Source organism: Nonomuraea sp. NPDC050451 (genome assembly GCF_044458585.1).
In genome coordinates this window covers 39,633-55,231 of record NZ_JBITHZ010000023.1, presented here as the reverse complement: position 1 = coordinate 55,231, position 15,599 = coordinate 39,633, and the positions used below count along the sequence as shown (strand labels likewise).

The following is a 15,599-nucleotide window of genomic DNA, read 5'->3' as shown; positions in this document are numbered from 1 at the left end:
ATGCCGCCGGTCATGGCCGCCACCACAGGCTCACCCGGGTGCCCTGGTCGCCGGACCGGATGTCGGCACCGGCGTTCGGGAGTGAGCGCATGGTGTCGAGGATCGACCCGCGCACGCCGAACCGGTCCGACGGCACCCGTTCCACGTCGAAGCCGCCTCCCGCGTCCGCGACCTCCACCCTGATCTCGCCGTCGCGCCGGCTGGAGACCAGCTCGGCCTCGCGCACCCCGGCGTGCAGCGCCACGTTGGCCAGCGCCTCGGTGACCGCGCGGGCGAACCGCTCCGCGACCTCCCCCGGCACCGTCTCCGGCGTCAGCCGCCTGCGGACGTCCAGCCCCGTCACCCGCCCGGCCACCTGGTCGAGCAGGGCGTCCAGGGCGATGGGCGCGGACTCGGCGCTCGGCCTGTCGCGCAGCTTCTCCAGCGCCGCCAGGTCGGCCACCGCCTGCCGGCGCAGGGTGGGCGAGGGCTTGTCGTACGTGCCCAGCCCGACCATCGTCAGCGTGTGCAGCGACGTCTCGTGGACGCTGCCGACCTGGCGCAGCTCGTCCTCGCGGCGCAGCCGCTCGACGATGAGCGCGATCTCGGCGCGGGCGCTCTCCCGCAGGAACGCGTCCGCCGAGGCGGCGGAGCGGCGCAGCAGCGTCATCAGCACCGCGATGCAGAGGATCTGCACGAGGTGGATCCCCAGCGTCCCGGCCACCTCCTGGTACGGGGCCGCCAGCCGCATCCCGGCCAGGTACGCCCCCGCCACGACGAGCCCGACGGACACCGCCACCCACGGCCGCCACGTGACCCCCGATACGACGATGGTCATCGTCACCAGCCCCGCGATCCAGCTAGACCCGCCCTCGAGCGCGGCCCCGCCGACGAGGTGGCCCTGCGCGAGGCAGAGGGCGACGGTGATGACCGCGTCACCGGCCACCAGCCAGGCCGGAAGCCGCCGGCCGCGCCAGGCCACCCACAGGAACAACCCCGTCCACACGAGGTCGACCGCGAGCGCGGGCGCCAGCCAGGCGACGGAGACCGGTGGAACGGCGCCGAGGGTCGCGGCGACGATCGCCACGAACCCCACCACGCCCCGCGCCCCCGCACCGGTGCGCGCGATGGTCCGCTCCATGTGCCTGGTCGCGGAGTCGTATCTCGTGGAACCGGGGAGAGACATGAGCCGCCCGCTCGCGATGACAGCACAAGACGGGCTTCACAATAACGTAAGAGCGTCTCTGTGGCGCCGGGTGGAGACATGGGTCGCATCGTCATTTCCCTCGTGCCGGCTCTGCTCGCGGTGTTGACCGCCTCCCCGCACCCTCGCTCCCCGCGCGTCCCCCGGCATGACGGCTGATCGGCCGTCATTCGCTACGACGGCCGATCAGCCGTCAGTCGCGTCTGCTCAGCAGCGCGTGTACTGGGCTGCGGGTCGCGACGATGCGACGAGAGGGGACCTCATGACCTTGCTGGTGATCTCGATCCTGGTCGGCTGCCTGTCTGTGATGACGGTCCGCGGCCGGCGGGGGAACTGGCCGGCCGGCATGCCGGTGGCCCGGCCGCGCCTGGTGGCGGTGGGGGGCACGTACGACGGCTCGCGCGGGCGGCCGTCGGACGCGTACGTCATCCAGGAGCGGCTGGTCGCGGCGGCCCACGGCGGGGCCGGCGGCGGGCCGGCCCACACGGCCGCGGCCCTGGCGCTGGGCGCCGTGGTCGGCGCCAGGCCGCAGTACCAGGAGAACCTGGACGAGTGCGCGCAGGCGGCCCATCGCGCCGTGCGGACCGCGTCCCTGCGCGGCGGCGCGGGGCCCGCCCTGGTCACCAGCCTGGACGTGATCGTCCTCGAACCGGGCGAGAGCCCGCGCCTGCGCTTCGCGCACGTCGGCGACGGCGCGATCTGGCACTGCCCGAAAGGCACGCAGCCGCAGCCGCTCACCACGTCCCACTCCTTCGGCGACGGCCCGCCGTTACGCGGGATCGGCCTGCCGACGGAGCTCAACCCGGAGGTCGGCGCCGTTGCGCTCCGTCCCGGCGACCGCGTCGTGATCGTGACGAGCGGCGCGATCAGGGCGCTCGGGGCGGCGCGCATGAAGGAGCTGTTCACCGGGGGGATGTCGCCGAGCGCGTGCCTGGACCGGCTGTACGACGAGATGGCCGCGGCCGACCCCAAGGACGACGCCACGGTGATCATCGCCGACTACGTCACGGCCTGAGACACCCACGCGGGCCCATGGCGGCGCTCATCAGCCGAGGATCCTGGTGGGAAGCGCCGGTCTCGCGTCCGTCCAGCCGGACGTGGTCAGGGCGGTCCACGAGGTCAGTGCACGTGCGCCCCGTTCCTCTTCGGTCGGGAGCACGTCGTTCAAGAAGGTTGTGGTCCGAAGGATGGGTTTCTTCCATCCCTGGCCTAAGATCGGGTCCGTGACCGTTCCTTACGGCATCAACCCAAATGTCCCGCACTCGGCCCGCGTCTACGACTACTGGCTGGGCGGCAAGGACAACTTCGAGGCCGACCGCCGGGTGGCCGAGCAGACCATGGCGGCGGTGCCCGGCGTGCGTGAGAGCGCCAGGAACAACCGGGCCTTCCTCGGCCGGGCGGTGCGCCACCTCACGCGGCTGGGTGTCCGGCAGTTCCTCGACCTCGGGACGGGCATCCCGACCCAGGGCAACACCCACGAGGTCGCGCAGGAGGAGGCGCCGGAGGCCCGCGTGGTCTACGTCGACAACGACCCCATCGTGATGACGCACGCCAGGGCGCTGCTGAGCAGCAAGCCGGAGGGCAGGACCGCCTACATCGAGGCCGACGTTCGCGACCCGCGCAGTGTCCTGGAGCACCCCGACGTGCCGGCCACGCTCGACTTCACCCAGCCGATCGCGCTCATGATGGTCGCGATCCTCATGCACATTTCCGACGAGGACGACCCGGCCGGGCTGGTCAAGGCGTTCACCTCGGCCCTGCCGCCGGGCAGCTACCTCGTGCTGAGCCATCTGACGCTGGACCTCGTGCCCAAGGAGACCGCCGACGCCTACCTGTCGGCGACGAGCCACCAGGCGATGCACCGGACGCCCAGGACGGGCGAGCAGATCGCCCGCTACTTCGACGGATTCGACCTGGTGGAGCCGGGGCTCGTGGCGGTCTCGGAGTGGCACGACACGCCGCTCTTCGCCGACCCGGCGACCTGGATGTACGCCGGGGTGGGCCACAAGCGCTGACCCCGCCGGCGCCGAACCTGAGAGCGAGCTGTGGACCCGGCGCGAGCCGTCCCGCTGCAGTTTAAAGTTCAAGCAGTGGAACGATTCGCGGACGGGACGGCGCAGGTGAGCACAACGGTGGAGACCGGGCGGGCCGCGGAGGGTGGCTCCCCTGCTCCCAGGAAGCGGCGCAGGCGATGGCTCGCGTGGACGGTCGCCGCGCTGCTGGCCCTGTGGGCCGTCATCAGGGTCGCCGGCATGGAGGCCGGCTCGTTCGTGACCCAGCTCATGACCGTGACCCCCATCGGGGCCGGCCTGGCGGCGCTGACCGCGATCCTGTCGCTGCTCAGGCGCAACCGCCCGGCCGCGCTCGCCGCGGCGCTCGTGTGCGCGGTGATGGTGTCGGTCGTGACGCCGCGGGCCTTCAGCGCCGAGCAGCCGCCCGCGAAGGGCGCGCCGCTGCGGGTGCTGTCGGTCAACCTGTTCGGCCGCGGTGACGCGCAGACCGTCGTCGACCTGGTACGCAGGTTCGACGTCGAGGTGTTCAGCGCCCTGGAGCTCACCCCGGCCGAGGTCGAGCGCCTGGACGCGGCCGGGCTGAAGCAGCTCCTGCCGTACCGGGTGCTGCAGGCCGAGTTCGGCGCCACCGGGAGCGGCATCTTCTCCAAGCATCCGGTGACGGAGCTGACCGGCCTGTTCACCCCGATCGGCCACAACATGCCCGCCGCCGCCGTGGCGCTGCCCGGCGGCGGCAAGGTCGAGTTCGTGGCCATCCACCCCAATCCGCCGCTCGGGCGCATGGAGGCGGAGTGGAAGGCCTCCCTGCGCGCGCTCCCCCCGGCCGCACCGTCGGCCATCCGGGTGCTGGCCGGCGACTTCAACGCCAGCCTCGACCACCGCGCCTTCCGCGACCTGCTCGACCGCGGTTACGTGGACGCGGCCGACCAGGTGGGCAAGGGCCTGATCCCGACCTGGCCGAACGGCCGGAGCATGCCGCCCATCATCTCCATCGACCACATCCTGGCCGACCGGCGGGTCGCCGTGAACCGGGTCGAGATCGTGGACGTGCCCAGGACCGACCACCGCGGCGTCTTCGCCGAGCTGCGCCTGCCCTAGCCGGCTCAGCGGGCGGGCAGCTCGTGCGTGGTGAGCCGCCGCTTGGAGCCGAGCACGACGGTCTCGCCGGTGAGCCGGACGGCGGCCCGCAGCGGCGGGTCCTCGGCGGAGGGGCCGGCGGAGAGCACGATCCTCCCGGGCTCGACGATGCGGCGCAGGTCGATACCGGTGTACGAGAACGCGTCCGCGGGCACGCCGAACACCACCGCCCGCTCCTCCCCCGGCTCCAGCGCCACCCGGGCGAACCCGATGAGCTGCACGACGGGCCTGGCGACCTGCGCGACCGGGTCGGAGGCGTAGAGCTGCACGACCTCCTCCGCGGGCCTGGCGCCGGCGTTGCGCACCGTCACCCGCGCCTCGACCGAGCCGTCGGTGGGGCACTCGGCCACGTCCGTCGTCATGGCCACGTACTCGATGGCCGAGTACGACAGGCCGTGCCCGAACGGGTACGCCGGCGTGGGGTCGAGCACCGTGATGCCCTCCGCCTTCCTCCCCAGGGGCGGCTGGAGGTAGGTGGACGGGCTGATCGGCGGCGTGCCGGGGATCTGCACCGGCAGCCGTCCCGACGGGTTGACCCGCCCGCTCAGCACGCCCGCCACCGCGGCCGCGCCCTCCACGCCGGGGAAGAACGCCTGGACCAGGGCGGCCACCCGGTCCTTGTAGGCGCCGAGCGCGTACGGCCGGCCCGAGACCACGACGAGCACGGTCGGCGTGCCGGTCGCGAGGACCGCTTCGAGCAGGTCGGGCTGGAGTCCGGGCAGCCGCAGGTCGGCCGCGTCGCAGCCCTCGCCCGACGTGCCGCCGCCGAACAGCCCGGCCCGGTCGCCGACGAACACGAGCGCGAGATCCGCCTCGGCCGCTACCTCGGCGGCCCTGGCGATCCCCGACGCGTCGTCGCCCGACACCTCGGCTCCGAGGCTGTACCGCACGTCGGCGTAGGGGAACTCCAGCACGAGGCTTTCCCTGATGGACGGGATGGGCAGGCCCATGCCGTGCTCCGGGTAGCGGTCGAGCACGTGGTTGGGGAAGGCGTAGCAGCCCATGAGGGTACGCGGGTCGTCGGCGCACGGCCCGATGACGGCGAGCCGGGCGGTCGTGCCGGGGCCGACGGGCAGCAGGCCGTCGGGGTTGCTCAGGAGCACGAGGGAGCGTTCCGCGAGCTCGGCGGCTATCCCGCGATTGCGCGGGCTGTCCAGATCGACGTCGTCCGCGCCGTCCGGGACGAGCGGGCCGCCGTCCAGCAGGCCGAGCTCGATCTTCTGGCGCAGGACCCGGCGTACCGACTCGTCGACCAGCGCCTCCTCGACGTGGCCCGCGCGGACCTTCGCGACCAGGTGCGCGCCGTACGACACCGTCTCGGGCAGCTCCACGTCGATGCCCGCCCGCAGCGCGACCTCCCCGGCCGCGGCGTCGTCCTCGGCCACCCGGTGCGTGGAGGCGAGGAACGGGACGGCCCAGTAGTCGGACACCACGGTCCCGTCGAACCCCAGCTCGTCCCGCAGCAGCCGCCGCAGCAGGTCCGCGCTCGCCCCGGCCGGGACGCCGTCGAGGTCGGTGTAGGAGTTCATCACCGAACGCGCGCCGCCCTCGTGCAGCGCGATCTCGAACGGCGGGAGGATCACGTCGGCGAGCTCGCGCGGCCCGATGCTGACGGGGGCGTGGTTGCGGGCCGCCCGCGAGGCTCCGTAACCGGCGAAGTGCTTCAGGGTGGCGATGATCCCGGCGCCTTCGAGGCCGCGCACGTAGGCCGCGCCGATCTTGCCCACCAGGTACGGGTCCTCGCCCAGGGACTCCTCCACCCGCCCCCAGCGGTAGTCGCGTACGACGTCGAGCACCGGCGACAGCCCCTGGTGCACGCCCGCGGCCCGCAGGTCACCGCCGATGGCCGCGGCCATGCGCTCGACGAGGTCCGGGTCGAACGTGGCCGCCCAGGCCAGCGGGGTCGGGTACGCGGTCGCGCCGAACGTCGCGAACCCGGTCAGGCACTCCTCGTGGGTGATGGCCGGGATGCCGAGCCGGTTCGACGTGATCACCAGCTCCTGGAGCTTGCGCAGCCGGGCCGCGCCCTCGGCGGCGGACAGCGGGGCGGTGCCGTACACGCGGGTGAGGTGCCCGAGCCCGTGGACCAGCTGCTCGTCCAGCCCTTCGGCCGTGCTGAACCGGCCCTGCATCGGCGCCACGTTGCCGTGCTCGGGCCCGTTCTGGAGCCAGATGGAGCCGAGCTGCGCGACCTTCTCCTCCAGCGTCATCTCCGCGAGGAGGGACTCGACCCGCTCGCCGACCGTCCGCGCGCTGTCCCGCCAGGGCGCCAGACCTGGCGCGTTCACTGATGTCATGGCCTTCCTTCTGAAACCTTCGAAAGCTCATTCCGATCATTGAATTCGGACTCTAAGTGCCCACCGCAAAAGCCGTCAAGAATATTTCGATGGACCACCGAAACTTTCGGACTGCGGCGTTATCAAGGAAAATTGCGAGAAATCCGACCACGCTCCCCCACAGGCACACTGGCCAGGTCGGCACCCTCAGGACGCGCTCGGAAAGGATCTCGCGGGGGTCACCGGAACGGCAGGCGACTGTCACCAGAAGGCTAGCTCGAAAATGTGTTCGAGCATGGAATCGTCGTCATGCCCCGGCACCCGGGGCCCGCCGACAGCGAGGAGAACTGCCTTGCCCGTTCTGAGATCCTTACGCGTGGCCGCGCTCGCGCTGGTGAGCGCCGCCGCGCTCGTCCTGCCCGCCTTACCCTCCCAGGCCACGGGTCCCAACGTGGTCGTCCGGTGGAACCAGACGCTGCTCACCGCGGTGCGCACCGGCACGCTGGGCCCACCGCTCGTCGCCAGGGCACTGGCGATCGTGCACACCTGCGCCTACGACGCGTGGGCCGCCTACGACGCGGTCGCCGTCGGCACCCGGCTGGGCGGCTCGCTGCGGCGGCCCGCGGCCGAGCGCACCGACGCGAACAAGGCCGAGGCCATCAGCTTCGCCGCCCACCTGGCGGCGGTCGACCTCTATCCGGCGCAGCGGGCCACGTTCGACGCGCTGATGACCGAGCTGGGCTACGACCCGGCCGACGCGTCGAGCGTGCCGGCGCAGACCGGCGTCACCGCCTGCCAGGCGGTGCTCGACTACCGGCACGGCGACGGCTCCAACCAGCTCGGCGGCTACGCCGACACCACCGGCTACGCGCCCGTCAACGCCCCCGTGGTGGTGGCCGACCCGCTGACCTCGCTCAACAATCCCGGCCGGTGGGCGCCCCTGACGTACGTCAACCGGGCCGGGGCGACGGTCACGCCGCCGTTCCTCGCGCCGCACTGGGGCCAGGTGGCCTCCTTCAGCGGCGCCGCCCGCGGCCTCGCCGACGCCGTGCCCCCGCCTTACGCCTACGGCTCGTCCGGCTTCCGCACGCAGGCCGCCGAGATCGTGTCCATCACGGCCGCGCTGACCGACCGGCAGAAGTCGATCGCCGAATACTGGGCCGACGGCCCCGCCAGCGAGACGCCGCCCGGCCACTGGAGCCTGTTCGCGCAGCAGATCTCGGCGCGCGACCACCATGGCCTCGACCAGGACGCGAAGCTGTTCTTCGCGCTGTCCAACTCCGTCATGGACGCCGGGATCGCCTCGTGGGAGGTCAAGCGCGACCACGACTCGGGCCGCCCGATCACCGCGATCCGGTACCTGTACAAGGGGCAGCAGATCCCGACGTGGGGCGGCCGGGTGATCGACGGGGCCACGTGGGTGCCGTTCCAGGTGCCGACGTTCCCGACGCCGCCGTTCGCCGAGTACGTCTCGGGGCACAGCACGTTCAGCGGGGCGGCGGCCGAGGTGCTCAAGCGCTTCACCGGCGGCGACACGTTCGGCGGGCAGGCCGTGATCGCGAAGGGCTCGTCGCAGGTGGAGCCCGGGGTGACACCGGCGCAGGACGTGACGTTGCGCTGGCGCACGTTCACCGAAGCGGCCGACGAGGCCGGGGTGTCGCGCCGGTACGGCGGCATCCACTTCCGCCTGGGTGACCTGCAGGGCCGCGCCCTCGGCCGCGCGGTCGGCACGGCGGCCTGGGACCGCGCCAAGGCGTACTGGACCGGCCTCGGCTGACATCCGCCCCGGCACCACGGAGGCGCCCGCTCCACTGCGCTGGGAGCGGGCGCCTCTTCGTGCAGCGGGGCGTCAGGCCACGTTCTCCTCGGCCAACCGGTTGAGCGTCTCAAGGTCGAACGAGCCCGCCTTGACCGCCGCGGTGAACGACTCCCAGTCGCGGCGCGGTACTTCCAACACCGCGTCCGGGTTGTCGACGTGAATGAGCTCCACGTGGTCGTTGATCCGCTTGGCCTCGACGCGGCCGGCTACTTGACTCATACGCACTCCTTCCAGTGCCCTGCGAGGTTTCCACCCCGGCCACCCGTTCGCAGGAGGACCGGGGCGGATGCGGGAAGCCTTCCATCCCGAGGGGTGAACCGGCCACTGGGCCGGAGACGAGGGAGGTTGGAAAAACCCACTCACGGGAGGCGATCTCTTGACCCGGGGTGCAAGATTGCCGACCCTCACGGCGCACTATGGGGCTAGTGATGGACAAGTGTCTGTTAGAGCCTTTTAAGTGAGAAGTTAGTGATGGGGCGTAAGTTCTCGATAAATCACAACACAGCACCACAAAGAGGACACATCATGAACTTGACCCCAGAGCGGCGGACGCGCGTCCCGGAAAGCCGAAGCGTTCGCATCACGTAGAAGTTGATCATGCCCGTTACGGACGTTTCGAGCATTCTCGAAGCATTCCTCCGGGGATGTCTTACCTGTCTACAGTCCTACCTGTGGGGGCCCAAGTAACAAGCACAAAGGTGTGGAGCGAGCTGCGCGTGAGCTCCACACCTCAGCTTTACATCTCCATCTCGCCCAACCTGACCGTCCTCGCCATGATCGCCGACGCCCTCGCCGGCCGCCGCCGCGGCCTGCCCGAGCTCTGGCGGCGGGCGATCAGCTCGCGCGTCGGCCCGCTGGGCCACGAGGCCATACGCCCGCTGGCCGCACCCGGCCACTCCGTCGCGCCGGACAGCGTGGTGCCGCACACGCCCGTCGGCCAGGACGTCTCCATGCAGGCCCAGATCAGCGCCCTGCACGACACGCCCCCTGACCACCTGATCAGGGACCTCGAGCAGGCCTTCGGCCCGGGGCCGCTGCCCGCCCACTGGCGGGCGGCGGCCGAGCGGCCGGACCGCTGGCTGCGCGGCTACGCCGGCGCCTTGGCCGACGTCTGGAACACCACCGAACCCTTGTGGAAGCGCGGCCGCCCGCTGCTGGACAGGGAGATCGAACGGGTCGGCGTCGCCACCGTGCGCGGCGGGCCCGAGCTGCTGCTCGGCGCGCTCAGCGAGCGCATCGTGTACGGCGAGCGCGGCCTGCTCGTCCGGGACCTCGAACCCGGCGCGTTCGAGCTGGGCGACCGCAAGATCGTCCTGGTGCCCATGCTGGCCGGCAAGGACGCCCTGATCCTCAGCATGGACAACCCGGATGCGGTGTGGATCGCCTACCCCGTGCGCGGGGCGGACTCGTTGTGGCGCAAGCCCGTCGCGCCGGCGGTGGACGAGCTGTCGGCGCTCGTGGGGCCGGTCCGCGCGGACCTGCTGTGCGCGCTCGACCAGCCCATGACCATGTCGATGCTGGCCACTGACATGAAGATCGCGCCCAGCGGCCTCACGTACCACTGCGACCGGCTGCGGGCCGGACGGCTGATCACGCGCGAGCGCCGCGGGCGCGAGGTGTGGATCGCCCGCACCCATCGGGCGGACGAACTGCTGGAGCTCTTCCGGCGTTGAGGGGAAGGAGCGGGATGCTCAAGTTCCAGCGCGACGCGCTGGCGACGTGCGCCGAGGCTGTCGGCGCGGCGTCGGGCGCGTTCTCGGGCATGAAAGGCCAGGCGCCGGGCGCGGCGGCGTTCGGGGACGTGTCCGGGTCCGCGGCCATGGCCACGGCGGCGGCCGACCTGGCGCGGGTCTCCGAGCTGGCGGCGAGGACGCTGGGCGGCCGGCTGGAGGCGGTCGAGCGCACGCTCGACGCCGTCCGGCGCACGGTCATCGACGCCGATGGCGGCGCGGTCCGGGCATGAGCCCGCTCGACGAGGTCAGAGCCGCGCCGGGTGGCGCGGAGCTGGCCGAGCTGGCCGCCAAGGTGATCGGCGACCCGGGCGGGATCGCCTCGGCGGCGAACGCCTGGCGCACCGCCGCCGGCACCGGTCAGCGGCACACCGAGGCGGTCCGCACCGCGACCGCCGGTGTGGGCGGCGCGTGGCAGGGCGGCAGCGCGGAGGCGTTCGCCGGCTACATGGGCCAGGTGGTGCGCTGCGGCGACGGGCTGCGGCAGGCGCTGCAGGAGTGCGCGGGCCACCTCGACGCCGCCGCGAGCACCCTGCGCTCGGCCGAGTCGCGGGCGTTGCAGATCTGCCACGCGTACGCCGCCGCCGCGCAGGAGGTGCGCGGCCGTGACCCGCGGCCCACCGAGGAGCAGGTCACCCAGAGCCTGAAACCCGCGCTCGACGAGGCCCGCGGCACGCTGCGGCAGCTCGTCGCCGACACCGGCACGATCCTGTCCGACACGGCGGGAAAGATCCAGAAGGCCCTCGGCACGATCCCGGACGTCGCCGGCGAGCTGGGCGAGCCGGACGCGCAGCCCTTCGCCCCCCGCGCGGGCAAACCGCTCGGCTGGTCGCCCGCCCAGCACGAGCCGCTCCCGACCACCCTGGCCGCGGCCACGGGCTCGTCGGGCGCCGGGTTCGGCGGGTACGGCTCCAGCGGCCCGCCCCCGCCCGGCGGCGGGCCCGCCCTTCCAGCGGAGATCACCGACTGGGTCAACCAGGCCATCGCGATACTCAAGGCCAACGGCTACCCGGTCGAGAAGATGAACGTCAACGACATCTACACGATCATCCGGAACGAGTCCGGCGGCAATCCGAACAACATCAACACCTGGGACTCCAACGCGGCCAAAGGCACGCCGTCCAAGGGCCTGATGCAGACGATCGACCCCACCTTCGAGCGGTGGAAGCTGCCGGGGCACGACAACGTCTGGAACCCGGTGGACAACATCATCGCGGGCGTCCGGTACGCCATCGCGACCTACGGCTCGGTCTCGAACGTGCCCGGCGTGGTCGCGATGAAGACCGGCGGCGCCTACCGCGGCTACTGACCCGCGGCCTGCGGTCGCCCCCCTTCGAGCAGGGGCCTGGCGGCCCTGGCCGGGTCGAGCACCGGCCCCTCGGGGATGAGCTGGAGCACGTTGGCGGGCACCGGGCTGGCCTGGCCCGGGGCGTAGCCGAGCTTGGCCAGCACGTCGGTGCCGGGGACGGCGTAGCGGCGGCCCTCGGCGGTGACCAGGTAGTAGGACTGGACCGCGTTCAGCTGCCCGTCGCCGGGCAGGACGCCGGCCAGTACCGCCCGGCCCGGCGGCAGGCGTACCAGGTCGGTGGCGTCGCCGCGCGGCTCGGGCAGCTTGGCGCCCGTGGTGAGCCGGACGCGGGTGGATCCGGTGCCCGTGTCGGCGTAGACGACGCAGATGGGACTGGCCGGGTCGTAGGCGGTCATGCGCGGCATCACAGCGGGCAGGCCGTCGGCGGGGACGGCGGTCCGCGAGTGGGGGGCGGCGTTGGCGGAGGCCGCGTCGACGGCGATCTCCCTGACCGCGCCGCCGCCGTAGGCCGCCCTGCTGTCGGGGTCGCTCAGCAGCAGCGTGGCCTGGGTCTGCGTGATGGGGGCCAGGCCGTCGTCCAGCAGCACGTACCAGCGGTCCTCGCCGCCGGCCACGCCGCCCGCCCGGAAGACCTGCCCCACGGCCGCCGTCCTGCCCCCGGGCCCCGCCACCGGCCGACCGCGCCCGCGGACGTCGGGCGCGGCCAGGTCGGGCCCTTCGGGCAGCGCGTTCAGCCAGGCCACGGGCACGGCGGCGGGGACGGCCGAGGCGAGCCCGCGGGCGATGCCGGTGGAGACGCGCATGCGGGTGCCGCGCCAGATCGCCCACCGCTGCCCGCCCACGTCGACCAGCAGCGCGTTCCCCTCCGCGAGCGGCGTGCCGCCGAGGTCGCGCCCGGCGACCAGCGTCACGTACGGCTTGCGCCCGGTCGGTTCGGCGCGCTCCTGGACGCAGGCCGCCCAGGGGCCGCGGGCCAGGTTCGCCGGGCCGGGCAGCGAGTCGGGGGCCTCGGGGATGCCGATGAGGGCGCCGCGCTCGTACTTGGTCAGCGCCTCCCGCGCGACGACGCGTTCCTTGACGTCCTGGGAGGCGAGCACGAGGCGGGCGGAGGCGTAGTTGGCGACGGGGATGAGCCTGCGCTGCTCCTGGCTGTAGACGTACCTGGCGCCGGTCTCGCGCTCGATGATCAGCGTGCCGGGCTCCTCCAGCGCCTTCGTGCCGCCGGGGCGCAGCAGGCCGAAGACCGCGAAGCCGACGCAGAGCAGGACCGCGACCATGATGCCGGCGAGGAAGCCGATGTTCTGCCGGCGGAGCGGCCATTCGGGCTGGTTCGGCTGGGCCCGCAGGAGCGCCAGTCCGATGCGCTGAACGGTGAGGCGGTACGCCTGATAAAGGTCGCGCTGGCTGTGCAACTCCCGCCCCTTGGATCACATGACTCCCCTACTTAACCCAATTTATCGGGATAAATAGGGAGAAGCTGTCTGGTTTCGTAATTGAGAATGATCAATGACCAGTGAATGACGTACCTGTCCCGCGCGCCCGGCACGTTACAGGCTGATGATCGTGAATCCGGATACGCGTTATATCACCCCCGACGCGATCGGCGAGGTCCGGCGGGGCATCAGGGACGACGTCCTGCCGGTTTTCGACGAGGTGCGCCAGATCTTCGAGGAGAACCGGTCGGTCGGCTTCCCCGGCTGGGGCCCGCTGGGCGAGTGGACGGTCGGGGCACTGTACCGGTCGCTGATCGACTCGTTCGCCCGCGACACCGAGACCGCGCTCGCGGTGGTGCGGAAGTGGGAGGGCGAGGACCTGGCCTTCGCCGAGCGTAACTGGCGCACCGCCGAGGACCTGATCGTCCAGCGGGTGAAGAAGCCATGAGGCCCAGGGTGGCCGGGCGCGCCAGGGACGGCTCTTCCCTGCGCCTGTCCAAGAACCCGCCCGACCCCGAGGCCGTGCAGGGCCTCCTGCGCAAGGCGGCCAGGATGGAGCCGTCGGTCGCCGTCGGCCTGCTGGCCACCGTTCCCGCGGTCGCGAACGTGCCCGGCATCTGGGAGGCGGCCGCCAACCTCCAGGCCGGCGCGGGCGGCCGGCTCGACAAGGGCGCGAACAACACGCTGACCATGGTGATCAACAACTCGGGGCAGAACTGGATCGCCGGGGACCAGAAGGAGTTCGCGAGCGCGGCCAACCGGCTGCGGGCCGAGCTCGACGCCTTCCGCACCAACGTGCAGTGGGTGGCGGGGCACGTGGACAGCATCGGCGACGGGTTCATGGTCTACTGGGGGGCGGCGGCCAAGATCGCGCAGGAGACGTACCTGCGGCTGGCCGCGCTGCAGGTCCTCGCGCTGGCGCCGCAGACCAGGCTGGCGGCCAGGATCGCGATGCGCAGGACGGGGGTCCAGGCGAGCGCGTCGCTGGCCGCCTCGACCGGCGCGCTGAAGCGTTTCCTCGGCTCGCTCGGGCTCAAGGACGTGCTGGGCGGCGTCGCGGCGGGCGTCGGCGGGACGGCGGCCGTGCAGCTGGCCTTCATGCGCCCGACCGGCGCCGCGGCGATCGACTTCGGCACGGGGGCCGTCGACCCCGCGAAGGCGGGGACGTTCGCCGCGCCCCCGCAGGGGCAGCCGCTGCCGCCCGGCACGGGGTCCTTCCAGTGGACGGTCAAGGCGCCGGGCGGCGACATGAGCCTCGAGGACGTGGTCAAGAGCCGTGGCTAGCTCACCAGGCCCCGGATGGTCTCGTACAGGTCCATCACGGCCAGCGCCAGCGGGATCAGGGCGATCATCAGCAGGATGTCGAAGATGTCGCCCACGCGGCCCCAGAAGGGGGACGGCCGCGCGGACGTGAGCCACAGCGCCGTCCCCACCACGCCCAGGGCCAGCACGACCAGCCCGGGGACGATCCCGTAGAGCACCAGCCCGTCGGCCGCCGTGACCACCGCGGCCGCGGCGGGCAGGGCCACCCCCAGCAGGGCCGCGGTCAGCAGCCAGGCCCGCTGGCCGCGGCCCTCGAACACGCGGGCCCGCATGAGCAGCGACAGCGACAGCACGGCGCTCATCGCGAACGCGGCCCAGGTGCCCGCCAGCGTCAGCAGCACCTGGGCGGCGAGCACGATCACCGCCACGCCGGCGACCAGCCCCGTGCAGAAGCGGTCGGCCACCACGGTCTTGTCGATCACCAGCTCGCCGTCCAGGTCGCCGCTCTCGCGGCGCAGCTCCTCCGCCGTCGTCGGCAGCGCGGGCAGCGGCATGCCCGCCAGCCGGAACGACAGCGAGGGGATCGCCGTGGTCAGCCCCACCGCGAGGGCCGCGAGCACCGCCGCCACCCCGGCTGCGGGCAGGTCGAAGGCCATGACCAGCCCGGACGCCAGCAGCCCGGACAGCGCGGCGGCGGCCACGCCGAGGAACGTGGGCAGCCCCTGGGCGACCGCGAACCCGGTCGCCGTGGCCAGCATCAGCACCACGCCGCAGGCCGACAGCAGGGTGTCCGGCTGGACGAGGGCCGCCGACGCCGGTCCGGTCAGGCCCGCGACGAACCCGTACGGCAGGGCCGCGTACCCGATCACCGCGCCCGCCCGCGCGTCGCCGAGTGCCCGCGACAGCGCCACGGCCACCAGCAGCAGGACCAGCGCGACGGCGCCCGCGACGAGGGCCGTGGGCAGCCTGGGCGGGCCGGTCGCCAGCAGCGCGGCGGCGCCCGCGCCGAGCAGCACGGCGGCGGCGCGCAGCCCGTAGGCCCTGGTCGTGGCGGGCTGCCAGCGGCCGGTGCGCTCCAGCACGCCGGTCGCCACCGCGTCGGCGACGTCGTCGAAGACGACCTCCGGCAGCTCGTGGCCGCGCGGCCGCAGGTGCAGCATCTCGCCGTCGTACACGGCCAGCTCCGACAGGGTCGCGTTCACGTCGAACGGCGGGCCGCCCAGGCGCTGCAGCACCCAGCCGCCGTGGGCCAGCCCCGCCTCCGCGAGCCCTTCGCCGGCGACGCGCAGCAGGGTGGGCAGCATGTTGCCGAGCGGGATGTCCGGCGGCAGGCCCAGGTCCAGGAATCCACGCGGGGTCACGACGGTGACCCGGCACAGGTCGGTTCCGGTGGCGCTCACCCGGACGAGTGTATGGATCGGACACCGAACGCGACGG

At 72.9% G+C, this 15,599-nt stretch carries 14 protein-coding genes; 9 read left to right on the top strand and 5 right to left on the bottom strand.

What is annotated here, in order from left to right; all coding sequences use genetic code 11:
• Nucleotides 1–10 precede the first annotated feature (10 nt).
• Nucleotides 11–1,165, bottom strand: a complete 1,155-nt coding sequence (locus tag ACIBI9_RS44590) for a sensor histidine kinase (RefSeq protein ID WP_397231998.1) — start codon at nt 1,163–1,165, stop codon at nt 11–13.
• A gap of 280 nt (nt 1,166–1,445) precedes the next feature.
• Here ACIBI9_RS44590 and ACIBI9_RS44585 point away from each other — a divergent pair, with 280 nt between their 5' ends.
• The 3 genes from ACIBI9_RS44585 (at nt 1,446) to ACIBI9_RS44575 (ending at nt 4,293) form a co-directional block, all read left to right on the top strand.
• Complete coding sequence (locus ACIBI9_RS44585) at nt 1,446–2,198, top strand: SpoIIE family protein phosphatase (protein ID WP_397231996.1); 753 nt, start codon at nt 1,446–1,448, stop codon at nt 2,196–2,198.
• A gap of 208 nt (nt 2,199–2,406) precedes the next feature.
• Nucleotides 2,407–3,198: an SAM-dependent methyltransferase gene (locus tag ACIBI9_RS44580; protein ID WP_397231994.1), complete on the top strand. Its 792-nt coding sequence runs from the start codon at nt 2,407–2,409 to the stop codon at nt 3,196–3,198.
• A 75-nt stretch (nt 3,199–3,273) separates the two neighbouring features.
• On the top strand, nt 3,274–4,293 hold the full coding sequence (locus ACIBI9_RS44575; protein WP_397231992.1) for an endonuclease/exonuclease/phosphatase family protein: 1,020 nt from the start codon (nt 3,274–3,276) through the stop codon (nt 4,291–4,293).
• Between the two features lie 5 nt (nt 4,294–4,298).
• On the opposite strand, the gene ACIBI9_RS44570 is transcribed toward ACIBI9_RS44575, so the two are convergent.
• Entirely contained in the window at nt 4,299–6,629 is a 2,331-nt protein-coding gene (locus ACIBI9_RS44570) for a beta-glucosidase (RefSeq protein WP_397231990.1), read from the bottom strand.
• Nucleotides 6,630–6,960: 331 nt separating this feature from the next.
• Between ACIBI9_RS44570 and ACIBI9_RS44565 the strand changes: the two genes are divergently transcribed.
• The gene (locus ACIBI9_RS44565; RefSeq protein ID WP_397231988.1) at nt 6,961–8,385 is read left to right on the top strand and encodes a vanadium-dependent haloperoxidase; all 1,425 of its coding nucleotides are present in this window, start codon (nt 6,961–6,963) and stop codon (nt 8,383–8,385) included.
• A gap of 72 nt (nt 8,386–8,457) precedes the next feature.
• Here ACIBI9_RS44565 and ACIBI9_RS44560 read toward each other — a convergent pair whose 3' ends face one another.
• Nucleotides 8,458–8,646: a hypothetical protein gene (locus tag ACIBI9_RS44560; protein ID WP_387576103.1), complete on the bottom strand. Its 189-nt coding sequence runs from the start codon at nt 8,644–8,646 to the stop codon at nt 8,458–8,460.
• 497 nt (nt 8,647–9,143) lie between these two features.
• Here ACIBI9_RS44560 and ACIBI9_RS44555 point away from each other — a divergent pair, with 497 nt between their 5' ends.
• Genes ACIBI9_RS44555 through ACIBI9_RS44545 form a run of 3 tightly spaced genes read left to right on the top strand, consistent with a single transcriptional unit; the run spans nt 9,144 to nt 11,466 of the window.
• Nucleotides 9,144–10,100: an ArsR/SmtB family transcription factor gene (locus ACIBI9_RS44555; RefSeq protein WP_397231986.1), complete on the top strand. Its 957-nt coding sequence runs from the start codon at nt 9,144–9,146 to the stop codon at nt 10,098–10,100.
• 14 nt (nt 10,101–10,114) lie between these two features.
• Nucleotides 10,115–10,390 (top strand): hypothetical protein, encoded by a 276-nt coding sequence (locus tag ACIBI9_RS44550; RefSeq protein ID WP_397231984.1) that lies wholly within the window; start codon nt 10,115–10,117, stop codon nt 10,388–10,390.
• Nucleotides 10,387–11,466, top strand: a complete 1,080-nt coding sequence (locus tag ACIBI9_RS44545; RefSeq protein WP_397231982.1) for a transglycosylase SLT domain-containing protein — start codon at nt 10,387–10,389, stop codon at nt 11,464–11,466. The genes ACIBI9_RS44550 and ACIBI9_RS44545 overlap by 4 nt, the downstream gene beginning before the upstream one ends.
• On the opposite strand, the gene eccB is transcribed toward ACIBI9_RS44545, so the two are convergent.
• On the bottom strand, nt 11,460–12,878 hold the full coding sequence (eccB, locus tag ACIBI9_RS44540) for a type VII secretion protein EccB (RefSeq protein ID WP_397231980.1): 1,419 nt from the start codon (nt 12,876–12,878) through the stop codon (nt 11,460–11,462). The genes ACIBI9_RS44545 and eccB overlap by 7 nt on opposite strands.
• Before the next feature lie 151 nt (nt 12,879–13,029).
• Here eccB and ACIBI9_RS44535 point away from each other — a divergent pair, with 151 nt between their 5' ends.
• A complete protein-coding gene (locus tag ACIBI9_RS44535; RefSeq protein ID WP_397231978.1) occupies nt 13,030–13,347 on the top strand; it encodes a hypothetical protein in 318 nt (105 codons plus the stop codon).
• Complete coding sequence (locus ACIBI9_RS44530; protein ID WP_397231976.1) at nt 13,344–14,183, top strand: hypothetical protein; 840 nt, start codon at nt 13,344–13,346, stop codon at nt 14,181–14,183. Before ACIBI9_RS44535 ends, ACIBI9_RS44530 begins: the two co-directional genes overlap by 4 nt.
• Here ACIBI9_RS44530 and eccD read toward each other — a convergent pair.
• Nucleotides 14,180–15,562, bottom strand: a complete 1,383-nt coding sequence (eccD, locus tag ACIBI9_RS44525; RefSeq protein ID WP_397231974.1) for a type VII secretion integral membrane protein EccD — start codon at nt 15,560–15,562, stop codon at nt 14,180–14,182. The genes ACIBI9_RS44530 and eccD overlap by 4 nt on opposite strands.
• Nucleotides 15,563–15,599 lie beyond the last annotated feature (37 nt).